We start from the raw sequence: 16,135 nt of genomic DNA on the forward strand, positions 1-16,135 counted from the left end.
CCGGATGGGGAGGAAGACATATGCGGGGTATGACGGGACTATTGGCACTTTGCCTGAGCGGTACGGTGCTGGTCGCCACGGGTTCGAGTGTTGCCCGCGCACAGGCGATCGAACGGCAAAGCTATGACCTTCCCGCCCAACCGCTCGCGCGCTCGATTCAGGCAGTCGTTGCGGCAACGGGCCAAAGCATCGTCGCGCCGACCGACCTGATCGCCGGCCACAGGGCACCGGCCTTGAAGGGGATGCTCTCGATCGACGAGGCGCTCGATCGGCTGCTTGCAGGTTCGGGCTTGCAGGCACGGCGCTCAGGTGCGGCCTTCGTCATCGCGCCGGCCACGCCGCAGGCACTCGCGGCACCGGCCGAAGCGCAGGAGGCGATCACGATCACCGGCAGCCGCATTCGCGGAGCGCCCACCGCATCGACGACAATCCAGGTGACGCGCGAGGAGGCGCGCAATGCCGGGCAGGCGACGCTCGTCGAGATCGCGCGCAGCTTGCCCCAGAATTTTGGCGGCGGCCAGAATCCGGGCGTCGGCTTCAACGTGCCCGAGACCAACGGCGCGGATGTGGGCGGCGGTGCCTCGATCAATCTGCGCGGGCTCGGCGGCGACGCGACCTTGACGCTGCTCAACGGGCATCGCCTGTCGTACAATGCGGCGAAGCAATCCGTGGACATTTCCGGCATCCCGCTCGGAGCGGTCAGCCGGATCGACGTGGTTCCCGACGGCGCGTCGGCGCTGTTCGGTTCGGACGCGGTCGCCGGTGTCGTCAACATCCTGTTGCGGCGGGACCTTGAGGGCGTGGAGACCAGCGCGCGGCTCGGCATCCCCACCGATGGCGGCGGGTTCAGCCAGACCTATGGCGCCACCGCAGGGACGACATGGCGGTCGGGCAATGCCCTGCTCGCCTATGAATATGGCAGCAACGATGCGATCCTCGCGCGCCAGCGCGACTATGCCGCGACACGCTCGCCCGGACTCACCCTCTTTCCCGCGCAGCGGCGCCACAGCCTTCTCGCTTCAGCTGAGCAGGATTTGGTGCCGGATCTCCGATTCGCCATGGACGGCCTGTTCAACAAGCGCTGGACGAACCTGACTTATCCGCTCGCCGCCGGCGGCGATCTCTCCGTGGCCCGGGGCAAGACGCAATCGACCGCGCGCGCCTGGGGCGTCTCGCCCTCGCTGACCTGGTCGCTGCCGGAGGGCTGGAGCACGATGCTCTCCGCCACCTATGGCGAGGATCGGGTCGATTATGGCGGCTACAGCTTCCAGGGCGGCGTGCTGTCGGTCAACACCGGTGGCTACTATATCAACCGCGCGCGCTCGATCGAGCTCTCGGCGAACGGCCGGCTGTTTGCGCTGCCCGGCGGCCCGGTCAGGATCGCGCTTGGCGCTGGCCATCGGCAGATCGACTTTCGCCGCTTCACCGGCATCAACGGCACCCAGAATATCGACCAGTCCCAGGCCGACACCTACGGCTTTGGCGAACTGAGCCTGCCGCTGGTGTCGCCCGGCCAGGCGATCCCGCTCGTTCACAGCCTCGTACTCAGCGCGGCGGTCCGCTACGAAGCCTATCGCCGGATCGGCGACGTCGCGACGCCCAAATTCGGCCTGATCTTCGCGCCGCATCCCGATATCACCCTCAAGGCGAGCTGGGGGAAGAGCTTCCGGGCGCCGACGCTCTACCAGCAATACCAGCCCCAGACCTTGTACCTGACGCGCACCGCAACCGTGGGAGGGCAAGGCTATCCCGCCACGGCAACGGCATTGCTGCTGCTCGGCGGCAATCCCGGCCTCGCGCCGGAGCGATCGACCAACTGGTCGGCAACGCTGGAACTGCGCCCGCGCTTCCTCGACGGCGTGCGCCTCGAGCTGACCTATTTCTCGGTGCGGTACCGCGACCGCATCGTCACGCCGATCCCGTCCTTTGCGACGGCGCTGCGCGACGCGGGCTATGCCAGCTTCGTCACGCTCAACCCCTCGACCGCCGAGCAGGCGGCGACCATCGCCGGCGCCAGCACATTCACCAACCTGACCGGGGGCGCCGCGTACGACCCGGCGAACGTCGTGGCCTTGGTGCGCAACACCAGCGTCAATGCCGGCCGGCAGTCGGTGCACGGTATCGATGCCTTGCTGCGCTATTCCGGCGATCTTGGCGGGGGAAGACTCTCCGCCTCGGCCAATGCCGCCTGGCTCGACAGCGAGCAGCAGATCGGGCCGGCGCTCCCGATCACTCAGCTGGCAGGCACGATCTTCAACCCGCCGCACCTGCGCTTGCGCGGCGATCTTGGTTGGTCGATCGGCGGGGTGACGATCACCGGCAATGTCACCCATATCGGCCCGGTCGTCGACAACCGGACGGCGCCCGCGGCCCGCATCGCCGGGATGACCCCGATCGATCTCACCCTGCGCTACCGGGCGGATAGCGGACCGCTGCGCGGCTTCGACCTGATCGCGTCGGTCCAGAACCTGTTCAACGCCAAACCGTCCCCGATCGCGACGTCGCTCTTCTACGACACCCCCTATGACTCGACCAACTATTCCCCGCTCGGACGCTTCGTCAGCCTGTCGGTGACCAGGAAATGGTGAGCAGGTACAAGCTGCTCGCCGGCATGCTGCTGGTGACGACGCCTCCGGCATGGGCTGATTGTGCCGACATGCTGCCGAACGCCGCCGAAGCGCGCGCGCCGCAGCGCCTGCTCGAAGCCAGCGACCTGATCGAGCTGCGCGATATCGGCATGCCCGATCCGTCCTATTTCTTCCTGCCGAGCCCGCTCGCCGTGTCACCGGACGGCAGGTCGATCGCGCTGGTGCTCAGCCGGGGCGATCTGGCCACAAATGGCTATTGCCGGGCGCTGGTGGTGATCGCCGCGCGCGGCGCGGCGGCCCCGCGCGTCGTCGATCGGGGTGGTGAGATGATCACTGCCATCGACGTCAAGCGCGGGCTGTTCGTCAACACCGGCTTTCCCGACCTGGTGGTACCTGCCTGGTCGCCCGATGGTCGATGGATCGCCTATCTCAAGCGGATCGACGGCGTCACCCAGCTGTGGCGCGCGCGCGCCGATGGCGGCGGGTCCGCTGCGGTCACCCGGTCGGCGGTGGATGTCGAGCGCTGGGCCTGGGCACCGAATGGCCGCGATCTGCTCTATGCCAGCCGGCCCGGCATCGCCGAGGCGCGCCGTGCGCTCGATCGCGAAGCTATGTCGGGCTATCTCTACGATGCGCGGGTCCGGCCGAACCCCGGCCCCCGTCCGCAGCTGCGCGAAGCGGACGTGCCGCAAATCGTGTTCCTGGTTGATCCCGAGCGTGGCGAGACCCGCGCGGCGACCGCCGGGGAGGCAGCGGCACTACCGCCCGACCCGCCCGGCGGATCCCAAGCCGAAGCCGTCGCCATGTCGCGCGACGGCCAACGTGCCTGGACCGAACGCGAGGATGCGGGGCCGCTCAGCCCGTTGCGCATCTGGGTGGCCGATCGCACCGGCCGCAAGCAACCCTGTGCAGCGGTGGCCTGCCGCGACGGCATCGTCAATCTCTGGTGGCAGGCGGACGGGTCGTTGCTGTTCCTGCGCCGCGAGGGCTGGGCCAAGGGGCGTATGGCACTCTACCGCTGGCGCCCGGGCAGCCACACCGTCCGGCGCCTTCTCGCCAGTCCGGCCTGGCTCACCGGCTGCACCTGGCGCGACGCACAGCTCTATTGTGTCGCAGAGGATTCGGTGACGCCGCGCCGGGTGGTAGCGATCGATCCGGCCAGTGGCCGGCAATCCCTGCTGTTCGACCCCAATCCGGGTTTCGCGCGGCTGCGGCTCGGCAAGGTCCAGCGGCTGACCTGGCAAAGCGAACCCGGCATGCCCGCCTGGGGCGATCTCGTCCTGCCGCCGGATGCGGTACCGGGCGAGAAACTGCCGTTGGTGATCGTCCAATATCATAGCGACGGCTTCCTGCGCGGGGGGACCGGCGATGCGCACCCGATCTTCCTGCTCGCCGCCCATGGTTTCGCGGTGCTGAGCTTCGAACGGCCGGCGGTCGAGAGCACCGCCTATCCCGGGCTGAAGACGATCGACGCGATCATCGCCGCCATGACCAAAGACTGGGGGGAACGCAGAAGCGTGCTGGCCTCGCTGCTCGCCGGGGTCGATCGCACGATCGCGCTGGGCGTCGCGGACCCCGCGCGCATCGGGATCACCGGCCTCAGCGACGGCGCCTCGACCGTGAACTACGCGCTGATCAATTCCGACCGCTTTGCTGCCGCCGTGGTCAGCACCTGCTGCGAGGATCCCAAGACGGTGATGACCTATGGCGGAACCGCCTGGGCCGACTGGAATCGCGCGGTCCGCCGCTATCCGCTGGCGAGCGAGGACGGCACCGCCTTCTGGAAGCCGATGGCGCTGTCGCTCAATGCCGACCGGATCGAGACGCCGCTCCTCATGCAGCTCGCCGACAGCGAGTATCTGCTCGCGCTCGAGGCGTTCACCGCGCTGCGCGAGAAGCGCAAGCCGGTCGAGATGCATGTCGCGCCGGGCGAATATCATACCCGGACCCAGCCGTTGCACCGGCTCGCCGAATATCAACGCGATGTCGACTGGTTCGGCTTCTGGCTGCAGGGGCGCGAGGATCCCGATCCCGCCAAGCACGCGCAATATACGCGCTGGCGCGCGCTGCGGGACGCACGTCCGAACCTGCCCGCAGTGCCGGCGCGGCGCTAGCCGGGCCAGCACCGGCTCCACGCCTCAGCATCGACCAGCCGCAGGATGCGGACATGGCCGGAGCCGCGGACCGGACGCGGGTCGTCGAGATATGCCGCCAGCGCATCGCAGTCGAGCAACCCGTGTCCGGCGAGATTGCCGTCGAGCAGCAGCCTGCGGATCTGTTGGCGCCGGCTCTCAAAGAGCGCGACGAGGAAGGCATCGGGCGAGCCCTTCGACCTGCGCCAAGCGACCTGTTCGGGCAGCGTCGCCTCGAAGGCGCGGCGCGCGACGGCGCGATTGCAACCGCGCTCGAACCACAGCCAGGTCGGGATGCGCAGGCAGAGCTCGACCACCGGTTGGGCGAGCAGCGGGTAGAGGAAACGGCGCGCCGCACAGGGATCGCTGTCCTCCGTCAGATATTGCGGCCCGAGCAGCAAGGCGACATGCGCGGCCTTGCCCGGCAGCACCGTCGCCGGAGGCTCCAGCCAGGGATGCCGCGACGCCGCCCGCGCCCGCGCGGCGGTTCCGGCCGACAGAAAGCCGGTGTCGATGTCCAGCGGCGGCGGCCGATGCTGCCACGACCGCAGCCATGCCTTGCGCCGGACGGTCCACACGCTGGTGTCGCAAAGCGCGGCGATCTCGCGCGCCAGCCGGCGATACATAGGGCCGTCCGCCAGTCCGGCACGGCAGTCGAGCAGCGGCAGCACCGATTGCAGCGAACAGAAGATATTGTCGCCCCCGCCGCCACTCAGCACGGCATCGGCGCCTTCCTTGCCGGCGACGAGATGCGCCTGGCGCCGGGCTTCATATTCGAAGGCCCGCGATGCCGGCCGGGGCAATCCGGCCGCGGCAGAGGTTTCGAGATCGACGCCGTCCAGCTGGAACAGGCGTTCGGCGAGCGGAACGCCGAGCCGATCGCAGACCGCGCGGGCATAGCGGCGCTCGTCGCCGGCGGGATCATCGGTGCTGATATTGGCGCAGCGCAGATCGAGCCCGCGCGCCGCAGCGCTCGCGGCGATGATCGAGGAATCGAGGCCCCCGGACAGCATCAGCACGCTGCGCGTCAGGGTGGATCCGCGCGCACCGACCGCCGCGAGGATCTCGCCATGGAGCCGCTTTACGGCTTCCCTGCCGTCCGCGAGTGCGCGTGCAGGGTCGGCGAAGGTCCAGGGCGACCAGAGGGTCGTCACGCAGGGTCCGGCTTCGCCGAAGCGGATCTGCTCGCCGCCCCGCAATTCGCCGAGCCCGGACAGGCAGGTCGCAGCGCTTCGGACGCGCGGGGCGCAGAGGAAGTCGCCGAGCGCAGGCCAGTCGAGGCGCGGACGGAAGCCGCCGAAGCGCTCGAGCAGCGCCACGTCCGACGCGACCGCATAGCCCTGGGCGGACGGCGCATGGAAACAGGGCAGTTCACCGAATGGCGCGCGCACCAGCGCGACCGAATTTTGGTCCGTGTCCGCGACAATCGCGACATAGCCGCCCCAATGGCCACGGACGAGCCCGGCCGCGCCATTCGCCCGAAGCGTCGCGGCTGAGGACGCGGAAAATGCGTCGAGACGATGGGACCGGCCGAGGGCGAACAGCGGACCGATCACAAGACCATCGTCCGCAATCGGCACGAGCATCGCATCGCGCTCGGCGACCACGAGGCACCCCGGCCGGTCGAGCGCGATCCGCCAACCTGGGTCGGCAAGCGCCGCATGCCGGACCGCATCGGCCCGTGCGGCATCGCCACCGATCGCCGCGAAATACCGGTTACCCATCACACCACCAGGATCGGCGTGAAGTCGCGGACCGCATCCACCCGGTCGTTGACCACCAGGTCTTGCCACTGCACCCAGGCATGGGCCGCAAATGGCTGCAGCTTCACCGCCAGCACCAGCTCGGCCCGCACGCCCGCAGCAAGCAGCCGATCGGTCACTGCCAGCGACCGGGGCAGACATTGGTCATGCGTCGTCGCGATCGCGCGCAGCTGCGCGAAGGCCGCCGCGCCGCGCGCCAGCGTCTCCCGTTCCGATCGTATGGTCTTGAGACGCGCCTTGCGGGCCTGGAGCCGGGCGACCGCCGCATGCAGGCCGAACAGCCGCAAGCGCAGCGGCGCGTGAAGTAGTGCCGTCCCGGCCAACAGGGTCTGGAGCGGGCGCACCGGGGTCGGCGCCGCGTCGAGCAGACTGGCGCGCGCCTCGGTCACCGCCGGACAGGGCTGGAGGATGGATCCGGTGTCGCTGGCGCGCAAAATGCCCTGGTGCGCCAGACCCTCGAGGATCCGCATATCCTCAGGCCCGGACGATGCGGCGGCTAGCCGATCAAAGCTGCGCTCGGCATCGTTCGCGAGGCAGAAATAGCGGTCGGCCCGCAGGTCGAGGAAGATCGTCCGGCCTGCCACATGGCAGAAGCTGATGCCGGGCTTGAGCGTATAGGCCATGACGAATGGCGCGCGGCCGGGGGCCGCGCGCCTGTCGATCATTCGTCGGTCAGGCCGGCGAGGATGCGGCCGTCGCCGACATCGGGGAAGTCCCCCTTGGGGCCCTTGGTCTCGACGCTGGCGGCGCCGAGATCGATCAGGTCGGACGGGGTCTCGTGGTTGCGTTCCATGACACGTCTCCTTGAGCGCTGCGCATGATGCAGCGCGAGACAGGCTAGGTGCGGGGGTTCGCTATCCGAATTTTATACTGAGAATATATGCCGATTGTTTTCGGCATGCCCCGCGCCTTTGCGGGATGTGCGCCTTCAGGCCTCGCGATAGGCGGCGCGCACGATCTCGTGCGCCAGCCGGGCACGCCGGCGGAAATAGCCGCCCACAAGGCGCAGCAACATGCGTCGATCGCTCTCGAGGCACGCCGCGATCGCGTCCATCTCGGTGGCGTCGTCGCCCAGCGCCAGCGCTTCCACCATGCGCACCGCATGCAGGCGATCATTGATCGCGGCGATCGCGCGCCCATGTTCGAGATTGCCGGAACGCCGCCCGATCTCGAGGAAGAGTGCCGCCGCCCGCTCCGCGCCGTCGAGACCGGGCGGCGCGTCGACGTCCCCGCGCGCGCTATCCCGCGGCCATCCGCGCACGGCAAGCGTCATGACCTGTTCCGCCCAGCGATAGAGATCCTGCAGGTCCGGTGCCGTGAGGTGCGGCCGGTGGAAGCCTTCGCCGGTACGCGTCTCGACCAGCCCCTCGCCGGTCAACTGGTTGAGCGCATCGCGGACCGGCGTGACGCTGCTGCTGAGCGCAACCGACAGCATCGCCGGATCGAGCCGCTCGCCTGGATGGAACACGCCGCGCAGCAGCTGGCCCTTGAGCGTCTCATAGACGCGCTCCGAAGTCTGGCCCGAATTCATGGTTCGGTCTGGCTGCGGCGGAACGCCTCGACCTGGTCGCGCTGGTCGGGGCGCAGCGCATCGATGGCGGCGCGTGGCGTGTCCGCCGTGCCGGCGAGCAGGACCGACGGGCACTGGCCTTCATAATTGCCGAGATTGGGCCGGTGCTGGCGATAGCCGGCTAAAGCGGCCAGCCCGGGCGGGAATGCGCGCGCGACATCGGGCGGATAGGCGAGCATCTGGCTCTCATAGGGCTTGAGCCAGCCCAGCGAATAGCCGACCACCAGCCCGCGCCGGACCCCGGTGGTGCGGTTGGCGCCGGCCCCATGCAAGGCCGAGCCGAGAAACAGCAGCGCGTCGCCGGGCTCCATCTCGGCAGCGATCCCCGCTGAGGTCGGCGGCGGATCGAGCGCGGCGGCGCCGTGCGTGTTCGACCAGACCAGCGTCGCGCCATTCTCGGCCCGGAACGGCGTCAGCGGCCAGATCACGTTGACGAGATATTCGATCTCGCCGACCGGCCCCCGCCACATATCCTGGTCGCGATGCGGTATTTGCGCGGGCGCCTCGGGATGGATCGCGATCGCCTGGGCGACATTGAGCTGGATGCAGTCGCACCACGGCGCGAGGATCGCTTCGACCACACCCTGCACCACCGCGTGCTGGACCAGCGCCGCCATGCGCTCCGAGCGCGCCAGCAGGCGCCCGAACCGCTTCGTCGTCTCGCCATAGAAACTACCCTGGCAGAAGGGTGTCTGCGCGAACGCCGGGGCGAGGTCGGCATCGAGCGCCGCGATCGTCTCGGGCGGCAGCGCGGCGCGCAGGACACACCAGCCGTCGCGCGCGAGCCTGGCGCGGGTCTGGTCGATCGCGGCCGCCAGCATCGGGTTGCGGTCCATAGCGGGTCTCCTTGCGCGTCTCAGGCCGCGGCGAGCGTGTCGCCGCCCAGCAGCGCCGGGAGCGGGACAATGCCCGCCGCGGCGAGCTTGCGCGGCGTATCGGGCTCGATCTCGATGGCGAGCGCGCCGAGCATCTTGCCGCCGATCGTCACCGGCAGGCCGAGCGGACAGCACCGCCAGCCAAAGGCGAGAATCTGCTGCAGCCACCCCATCTCGGCGATGGCGCTATAGCGGGCGATGCCATGGGCGAGCGCATGATCGGCCAGCGCCGTCACCAGCGTGTCGCGCACGCCGCGGCGCTCGCGCGCGCTCAGGCTCCGGTCGAGGCAGAACCGGGTCACTTCGAAGATGTCGGGGCCGCTCGGCGGCGCCGCTTCGCACAGCTCGGGATAGAAGCTGTCGAGGATATGCGGCCGCGTCGTCGGCAGCAGCCGCGCCGATCCGAGATGACCGCCGTCGCGGTCGGCGAGCACCAGATAATGCGCGTGCGCGTCGTCGAACTGGTCGATCTCATAGGCGCCGCCGAGGACGGGGACGTCCCATTTCAGGAGATCGACGAACACCTGCTTCCGCGCCGCGAACATCCCGCGCATCACCTTGTCCGACACCGGGCGGTTTGCAGCTCCCATCGCGTGCAACATGGTCGTGGCTCCTTGATCGTCGGGAGACCAAGGGTCGCGATTAGCCGGCCGGCGGGATATGCCGGAAAAGGGGTATAGTCAGCGTTTGAAGATATCGGTGAAGGTGAGCGTTCCGTCGAACAGCGCCCGGATCGCCACCAATGTCCGTTTGTGTACGCCGTATCGTTCGCACGCCTGCTTGATATGGCGCGCTACGGTCTCCTCGCTGACTCCAAGGATGCGGCTGATCTCCCAGTCGCCCTTGCCGCGCGCCGCCCACAGGATGCAGTCGCGTTGCCGGTCGGTCAGCACCGGCGCCGCCGCCTCGTCGATCTTGCGCGTCGACCACAGTCGCCGTGCGCCCTCGAACGCGAACAGGCCCGCAAGCTGTGCCAGCGGCAGCATCGCCTCGGGCAAGGGCCGGCCGGCGCCATTGGCGAAGGAGCAGGAACCGAGGGTCTCGCCGGGTACATTGGCCGGCACCGTGAACCCGTCGCCGATCCCCTGCTCCGCGCCGAGCATGAGCACCCGCCGGTCGCCCGGCGTCAGCGTGATCATGTCGTGCATCCGCGACCATGGGAAGCCGCGGCTGGTCACATGGCTTGCCCGGTGCACGGGATCGGACACGCCGAGCGCCTGCGCGTCATAATAGTCCGCCCAGCGTGCGGGGTAGTTGTGCAGCCGGATGTCGGTACCGGTCGCGCTCGGGATGTCGACATGATGGGTCAGCGCGAAATACTCGAACCCGAGTATCGCGCAGATCTCGACCATCGCGAGCGCCAGGTCGTCCGGGCTCGTCGCGGCTTCGAGCTCCCGGAGGAACGGCCCCATATCGTGCATGCCCATCGGGCGTCCAATCGACCAGCGGCGGCATCTCAAGCTGCCGTCGATCCTCTGATCGACCTTTCATGCTCTTTCGGGCCGGGCGGCGGCTTCTCACACCGTCGCGAGGCAACAGGCAGACAAATCAGCGCATCTACAGAGACTTGGAGGGCAAGCGAGTCAAGTTTATATTGTCGATATATTCGGCATGGTCTGGTGCGGTTCGATCCTCCATTTCGGAGCGATCGGATTTCGCGCCAGCTTCATTGTTTCTCCACATGACGAAATCGGGCTGAGCGGGTGGCGCGGGACTGGCGCGATGCGCGTGACTATGCGCGGCTGCGCGGCGTCGATCGGGCCGGGCTGATGTGGGAATGGCTGCGCCGCGATCCCGGCTATATCGCCTGGTACACCCGCGCGAGCAGCGCGACGCGCGGCACGGACGTGCCGGGCCTCGGGTCGGGGGATGATCCCCTCTCCTGGGGGATTCACTTTCGCCGAGCGCCCGGAGGTCGAAGCCCCGGACGCGCGGATCATCTGGCATGCCGATTTCGATCCGGGCACGCTGCGCGTCATCGCCAGCCCGATCGGGCGCGGCGATCCCGACGCGATCGATCCGGCGTTGCTGGCACCGTGGCTGACGCTCGTGCGCGACCCGCACGGCGAGCATGCGGTGCTCTCGGACGGCTGGCATCGCATCCGGCTCGACATCGAGCAGGGCAGCCTGGCCGGCGGTGACCCCGTGCTGCTCGAATATCGGCTGAAGGGCGTTGCGTCCGCCGGAGCCCGGATCCTGCCGCTGCGGCGGCTGATCGATCTGTGCCGCAATCGCCGCTTTTCCCGCTCGCTCTATCCGCCCGACCGGCGGGTGGCGCGCTGGATTCTCGCGCTGCGCGTCCATGATGCGGTCCAGGCCGGGGCGAACCAGCGCGAGATTGCCCGCATATTGTTCGGCGATGCGGCGGGGCGCGGCGATGGGGATCGGCGCTCCGATTCGATCCGGTCCCGAGTGCGGCGCCTGGCTGCGGACGCGCGGCGGCTGGCCGGGGGCGGCTATCGCTCGCTGATGCGGCGCGATTAAGGGGTGGCGCCTCGCACGGCCTGCCGTGCGACCGCCGCTCTATGGCCGCCTGCGGCCGGCCACCGAGCCCCGCCTTGCGGGTCTCGGCCTGGCGGTGACGATCGGCTGGTGGGACTGGGACGGTGTATTCCGTTGATCGTGGTCGCGCGATCGAACCCTGACCGTTGGGGTGAGGAACGGAGCTAGCCTGACACCGCGAGATGTTCTATCTTCGTTCCGAGCAATCGGAGACCGGAATTGAAGGGATCGGCCGCGGGTAATTTGGGCGAGATGTACTCGGACCGGCCCGGCATGGTGGTTCGGGAGGTCAAGGGTTCCGACATTGATCGCGATGCGCACCGGGCTCTCTCGCTCGATGAGGCCAGGAAGGCGGCGGCGGCATTCCCCGGGCACATCGAGGCCATCCTTGCCGTCTTCCGCGAAGCCTATCCACCCCATGTCATCGCCACGATCGCGTGCTGGGGGATGAGCCAGCCGGCCGGTCCGGACATGATTTCGACCAAGGGGCTCATCGAGGGAATCGAACAGCATCATATCGAACTGCTCCAGGCGCTGCTGCTCACCCTTGAACGCTGGGAATGGGGTCGCGAGCCGGCGAGCAATCGGCAAATCCAGGCAGCGATCGACGCAGTCAGTGCGCTTGCGACGGCCTTCCATCGGCGACGGATGATCCAGCTCGAAGATCTGGGCGACGATCTCGACCGCCTGGTCAGCATAGGGTTGCAGGAGCGGATGCGCGATCACACCCAGATGGTGCGCAACTGGGGCTATTACGACGACATGGTGCGAATTGTCCGGGCGCTGCACGCGCCGTTGGACGCCGCTTTCGCAGCGCATCATGGATATAGCGCCAGCGATCTCGTCGATATCGCCGAAGCGCTCGTCGCCCTCCATCAGGAGCGGCTCGGTGGGCGGTTCGTGCTCCTGAAGGACATCTTCCGCGGGCGCACCCGCAAGGCGATCGTCCATGATTTCTTCGCGCGCTACGAGGGCGTCCGGGGCGATCCGGACGCCTTCCTTGCCTCGCTCCCGAAGCGGATGCCGCTTCGTCACCTGAGGACGATGCTGCTGAGCCATGCCGATCGCTGGCTGGTCATGGAGATGCGTGTCGAGCCGGGCGTGATCGCGGAGCGGCTCGACAAACCGGTGACGCTGGTCACCAGGGTGTTCGCGGCGCTCGGCCTGTGTCCCGGCGCGTTGCGCGAACACGACAAGGAGCATCTTTTCCTTTCGAACCCGGTGTGGCTGAAGCCTGCCGTCCGGGTCGATGACGACTTCCTCTTCTTCGCGCCGCAATCGCTTGTCAGCTTTCTGCCGGCGATCTTGCGCACCCTCATCGCCGAGGCCGGAATCACCAAGGCGCTGGAGAAGCGGCGAACCCTGTATCTCGAGGAGGAGATGAAGCGGGTCATCGAGGAGGTTCTTCCTTCGGCGACGCTGTTGCCCAATGCGGAATGGTATTGGGAAGGTGTTCGCTACGAGACGGATCTGATCGCCGTGATCGACCGGGTGGTGCTCATCGCCGAAGCCAAGTCCGGCGCACTGACGCCTAGCGGTTTGCGCGGTGCGCCGGATTCCGTGCGCAAGCATGTGCAGAAGCTGATCGTCGATCCGGCGGTGCAGTCGGCACGCTTGCGGGACATCCTCCTGGCGGCCAGGGACGGGCAGCCGGAAGCGCTCGCGGTCGCGGACGGACTGGGCCTCGGACTCCCGCCTGCCCGGATCGACACGATTATCCGCGTCTCGGCCACCTTGGACGATTTCTCGGCACTGGCGTCTGCCCAGTCCGAGCTCAAGCGGACCGGGCTGGTTCCGGACGATGTCGAGCTTCCTCCGACCATGGGGATCGCCGACCTCTGCACGTGCGCGCATATCCTCGATGACCCGCTATACTTCCTCCACTATCTCGCGAAGCGGGAGCGGTTCCAGGGCAAGGTGCCGATCTTCGGTGATGAGCTGGACTATCTCGGTACCTATCTGGTGTGCGGACTGGAACTGCCCGAGATCGAGGCCGGGACGCACAAGGGCATATTCAGCGGGATGTCGCAGGCGATCGATCGCTACTATGTGGGGCGCGGCATTGGCCGGGACGGCCCGAAGCCGCGCCCGGCGGTGGAGCCCTATATCGCTGCCATCCTTGACCGCCTGCGCTCGCGCGGCACACCGAGCTGGACGACGATGGGTCTTGCGCTGCTCGACGCGATACCCCCGGGCTCGGATGAATGCGTCGAGGAGGCGCTTGAGGAACTGGCCGAGCAGGTCAGCGACATCGGTCCCGATCCGGACCGTCCGGGTGCGCTGGTCGCACGGGGCGCCTGCGGGAACGCCGTCGCGGTGTTCCATGTTTTTCCCAGGGCGCACGAAGAGGATGTGCTCGACCGGATGGTGCTGCTCGCCGACGACGCGATGGAGCAAGCGAAGACCCGACGCTGCGTCGCCTTCGCGCGCATGCTCGAACGCTGGGATCTTCCCTATGCCTATGCCGCGCCGATCCGGGTGCCCGTGGAGCCCTCGGGCGCAGCCGGCTGAGCATCATGGCTTCCAGCATCCACAAAGTACCGCGCAACCGCTTGCGCTGGATCCCACGGGATCTGCGGCTCGCGCATGAATATTGCTTCTTCCTCCATGACGAATGCGTGCGGTTGCTCGCGGAGTACGAGGCGGCCCGGGCGCACATCGTCACCGTCAAATTCCGCAGCAAGGTCGAGAACCGGAACTTCACGAAGATCGCCAGGACGAGCCCGATCGAGGCCATGCGCGCTACCGGCTATCCCGACGAGGCACGCCGGGTGATCCTCAACACCGTCACCATGGCGATGGTGTCGGACTGCCTGCACCACCTCTACGAGGCGCTGCGCTGCATGGAGAAGCGCAAGGTCGTCGTGGCCCACAATCTCCTGCGCAAGCCGCTTACCGACAATCTGATGTACCTGTCCTGGATGCTTGGCGATGAGGACGCCTTCTACGCGGCATTTACGGCGGAGGACGGCGATGCGGTCATATCGCGCGCGATGGCGAGCCAGCGCCTGGCCATCCTGGAAACGACGCTCGCGACGCTCCCGATCGCGAATGTGCTGACCGCGTCATTCGTGCACGAAGCCCTGTTCAAGCGGAACAACCCATACGGCCTGTACGGACTGTTCCAGCACGCGGTCCATCTCGTCACCGCGAAGCATGCCGAATTGCGGACCGAGCCGGAGAATTTCAACTTCATCTTCAAGAACCATAACGACGACGACCTGTACGAGCTGCTCTATGCGGTGCTTCCGCAGCTGATGCTGTACCTGTCGCATGTCATTGTCGGCCTTTTCGATCGGATGCGGGCCATGGATGCCGGGGCGCACCGGGCGTTCGAGGTCCGTTCGATACTCGGCCTCTACTTCGTCGAGGGCGGCGAGAATGAGGGCTATGCCCTTGCCCAGATGGACAATGTGCGCGGATATCGCTGCGCGGTGTGCGAGCATCCGTTCTCGCTGACGCCGCACAATGCAGCCCGGCTCGTGCTCGCAGACGCCTACCGGTGCGTCCGCTGCCGCCGGGTCCAGCCCTTTCCCTATTCGTGGCTGTTCTAGGGAACGAAAGGGGCGGCCTCACCCCTCAGGTGAAGGCGGCTCACAGGTCGAATATCGAGGTCATCAGCGTCGTCTTATGGTCTTTGTCGAGGCTGGCCTGCCGCGCCAGATTGACGAACTGCTTCTCGGCGACGACCAGGTCGGCGAAGGGCACTACGGTCGTGAACGCCGCCATGTCGCGAAGATCATTCTCGTTGATCCCGCGCGCCTGGTCCTCGAGGCGAACAGCCAGTTCGCGCTCGATATTGAGGATCGGGATCTCGGCGGCGATGCGCCGCACCAGCGACGAGCCGATGTCGCTGACGGTCCGCCAGTCCAGTCCCAGCTGCCTGCCGGTCGCGAGGATGAAGTCGAGCTCGTCGATGATCAGCCTTGCGCCATAGGCGCGCTTCCGGAGTGCCAGCGTCTCGCCGGCGGCGATCGCGCGCCGCGATTCGATGCCGCCGATGAGCTCGGCCGAACTTGCGCTGTAGCGCCGGACCGCCTCAAGGCGGACGTCCTCCTCGCCGGCCATCAGATAGTCGAACAGCGCGCGGACAGGGTCCTGGCGGAGGAAATCGAGCACTGGCTGTGAGATTTCGAAGCCATAGGTTTGCGGAGAATAGTCGGCTGCGGACTCGAACCAGAGATCGGACAGGAACCAGTGCGCTTCCGGCTCGGGGTGCGAAATGCCGTGGCGACGCGCGAGATAGGCGGCCAGCGTCTCCCCGAATATGCGGCGCCGGCTTCGAAACACCCGGCCACCACTGATCACGGCCTGGGTGTGCGCCATGTTCGCCCGCCGCGCCGGATCGTTGATCTTGGCGGTCTCGTAGATGTTGGCGAAGGACAGCGGCACCATGATCGCCTGCGACCGGATGCCCTCTATCACCTTCGACAGCGCTACATGCTCCTTCGGGAAGCTGGCCTTGTCCCAGGCGCCGCGCGCCAGTGCCACCCAGGCATTCTGATCGAGATAGAGCAGGCGGGTCATCGTTGTTGCCCTTGCTGCAAGGACGGGAAGCATCTGTCGAGATGGAATGCAGGGAACGCCCTTTCGCGGTGGGCCCGCGTGATCCCGCGCTATGGCGTGGCCTTACCGTCGCCGAGCTTCTGCGGGTCTGGGTCCGGCGGTGCCGATCGGTGGCATGGGCCAGCGCGCCGCTGACCCT

13 protein-coding genes and 1 pseudogene are annotated in these 16,135 nt (G+C 67.7%); 6 read left to right on the top strand and 8 right to left on the bottom strand.

What is annotated here, in order from left to right; all coding sequences use genetic code 11:
- Nucleotides 1–20: 20 nt before the first annotated feature.
- Nucleotides 21–2,588, top strand: coding sequence for a TonB-dependent receptor (locus tag BDW16_RS15035; RefSeq protein WP_075152903.1), 2,568 nt, complete (start codon nucleotides 21–23; stop codon nucleotides 2,586–2,588).
- On the top strand, nucleotides 2,585–4,702 hold the full coding sequence (locus BDW16_RS15040) for an Atxe2 family lasso peptide isopeptidase (protein WP_157926354.1): 2,118 nt from the start codon (nucleotides 2,585–2,587) through the stop codon (nucleotides 4,700–4,702). Before BDW16_RS15035 ends, BDW16_RS15040 begins: the two co-directional genes overlap by 4 nt.
- Here the strand turns inward: BDW16_RS15040 and BDW16_RS15045 are convergent.
- From BDW16_RS15045 to BDW16_RS15070, 7 genes are all read right to left on the bottom strand, one after another.
- A complete protein-coding gene (locus tag BDW16_RS15045) occupies nucleotides 4,699–6,444 on the bottom strand; it encodes an asparagine synthase-related protein (protein ID WP_066573225.1) in 1,746 nt (581 codons plus the stop codon). The genes BDW16_RS15040 and BDW16_RS15045 overlap by 4 nt on opposite strands.
- Nucleotides 6,444–7,148, bottom strand: a complete 705-nt coding sequence (locus BDW16_RS15050; RefSeq protein WP_066573227.1) for a lasso peptide biosynthesis B2 protein — start codon at nucleotides 7,146–7,148, stop codon at nucleotides 6,444–6,446. The genes BDW16_RS15045 and BDW16_RS15050 overlap by 1 nt, the downstream gene beginning before the upstream one ends.
- Entirely contained in the window at nucleotides 7,145–7,276 is a 132-nt protein-coding gene (locus BDW16_RS20995; RefSeq protein ID WP_107525062.1) for a benenodin family lasso peptide, read from the bottom strand. Before BDW16_RS20995 ends, BDW16_RS15050 begins: the two co-directional genes overlap by 4 nt.
- Nucleotides 7,277–7,411: 135 nt before the next feature.
- A complete protein-coding gene (locus BDW16_RS15055) occupies nucleotides 7,412–8,014 on the bottom strand; it encodes a GntR family transcriptional regulator (RefSeq protein WP_066573229.1) in 603 nt (200 codons plus the stop codon).
- Nucleotides 8,011–8,889, bottom strand: a complete 879-nt coding sequence (locus BDW16_RS15060; protein ID WP_066573231.1) for a phytanoyl-CoA dioxygenase family protein — start codon at nucleotides 8,887–8,889, stop codon at nucleotides 8,011–8,013. The genes BDW16_RS15055 and BDW16_RS15060 overlap by 4 nt, the downstream gene beginning before the upstream one ends.
- Nucleotides 8,890–8,909: 20 nt before the next feature.
- Nucleotides 8,910–9,530 (bottom strand): acyl-homoserine-lactone synthase, encoded by a 621-nt coding sequence (locus tag BDW16_RS15065; protein ID WP_066573234.1) that lies wholly within the window; start codon nucleotides 9,528–9,530, stop codon nucleotides 8,910–8,912.
- A 78-nt stretch (nucleotides 9,531–9,608) separates the two neighbouring features.
- Nucleotides 9,609–10,355 (bottom strand): LuxR family transcriptional regulator, encoded by a 747-nt coding sequence (locus BDW16_RS15070; protein WP_231733664.1) that lies wholly within the window; start codon nucleotides 10,353–10,355, stop codon nucleotides 9,609–9,611.
- 342 nt (nucleotides 10,356–10,697) lie between these two features.
- On the opposite strand from BDW16_RS15070, the pseudogene BDW16_RS21975 reads away from it, so the two are divergent.
- The 4 genes and pseudogenes from BDW16_RS21975 to BDW16_RS15085 form a co-directional block, all read left to right on the top strand.
- Nucleotides 10,698–10,769: pseudogene (locus tag BDW16_RS21975) on the top strand (transcriptional regulator domain-containing protein); the annotation flags it as partial.
- A gap of 28 nt (nucleotides 10,770–10,797) precedes the next feature.
- Complete coding sequence (locus tag BDW16_RS15075) at nucleotides 10,798–11,412, top strand: DUF2285 domain-containing protein (RefSeq protein ID WP_066573236.1); 615 nt, start codon at nucleotides 10,798–10,800, stop codon at nucleotides 11,410–11,412.
- 237 nt (nucleotides 11,413–11,649) lie between these two features.
- Nucleotides 11,650–13,941 (top strand): hypothetical protein, encoded by a 2,292-nt coding sequence (locus tag BDW16_RS15080; RefSeq protein ID WP_125458951.1) that lies wholly within the window; start codon nucleotides 11,650–11,652, stop codon nucleotides 13,939–13,941.
- 41 nt (nucleotides 13,942–13,982) lie between these two features.
- Nucleotides 13,983–14,984: a SprT family zinc-dependent metalloprotease gene (locus BDW16_RS15085; protein ID WP_066657194.1), complete on the top strand. Its 1,002-nt coding sequence runs from the start codon at nucleotides 13,983–13,985 to the stop codon at nucleotides 14,982–14,984.
- A 40-nt stretch (nucleotides 14,985–15,024) separates the two neighbouring features.
- Here the strand turns inward: BDW16_RS15085 and BDW16_RS15090 are convergent, their stop codons facing one another.
- Nucleotides 15,025–15,957: a hypothetical protein gene (locus BDW16_RS15090; protein WP_066573243.1), complete on the bottom strand. Its 933-nt coding sequence runs from the start codon at nucleotides 15,955–15,957 to the stop codon at nucleotides 15,025–15,027.
- Between the last annotated feature and the right edge of the window lie 178 nt (nucleotides 15,958–16,135).

The organism is Sphingomonas koreensis, assembly GCF_002797435.1.
Lineage (GTDB): Bacteria > Pseudomonadota > Alphaproteobacteria > Sphingomonadales > Sphingomonadaceae > Sphingomonas > Sphingomonas koreensis.

Excerpts from the sequence above, each read along its gene's own strand:
- BDW16_RS15035 (WP_075152903.1), top strand. The coding sequence starts at position 21 with ATGCGGGGTATGACGGGACTATTGGCACTTTGCCTGAGCGGTACGGTG.
- BDW16_RS15045 (WP_066573225.1), bottom strand. The coding sequence starts at position 6,444 with ATGGGTAACCGGTATTTCGCGGCGATCGGTGGCGATGCCGCACGGGCC.
- BDW16_RS15050 (WP_066573227.1), bottom strand. The coding sequence starts at position 7,148 with ATGATCGACAGGCGCGCGGCCCCCGGCCGCGCGCCATTCGTCATGGCC.
- BDW16_RS20995 (WP_107525062.1), bottom strand. The coding sequence starts at position 7,276 with ATGGAACGCAACCACGAGACCCCGTCCGACCTGATCGATCTCGGCGCC.
- BDW16_RS15055 (WP_066573229.1), bottom strand. The coding sequence starts at position 8,014 with ATGAATTCGGGCCAGACTTCGGAGCGCGTCTATGAGACGCTCAAGGGC.
- BDW16_RS15060 (WP_066573231.1), bottom strand. The coding sequence starts at position 8,889 with ATGGACCGCAACCCGATGCTGGCGGCCGCGATCGACCAGACCCGCGCC.
- BDW16_RS15065 (WP_066573234.1), bottom strand. The coding sequence starts at position 9,530 with ATGTTGCACGCGATGGGAGCTGCAAACCGCCCGGTGTCGGACAAGGTG.
- BDW16_RS15070 (WP_231733664.1), bottom strand. The coding sequence starts at position 10,355 with ATGGGCATGCACGATATGGGGCCGTTCCTCCGGGAGCTCGAAGCCGCG.
- BDW16_RS15075 (WP_066573236.1), top strand. The coding sequence starts at position 10,798 with ATGATCCCCTCTCCTGGGGGATTCACTTTCGCCGAGCGCCCGGAGGTC.
- BDW16_RS15090 (WP_066573243.1), bottom strand. The coding sequence starts at position 15,957 with ATGACCCGCCTGCTCTATCTCGATCAGAATGCCTGGGTGGCACTGGCG.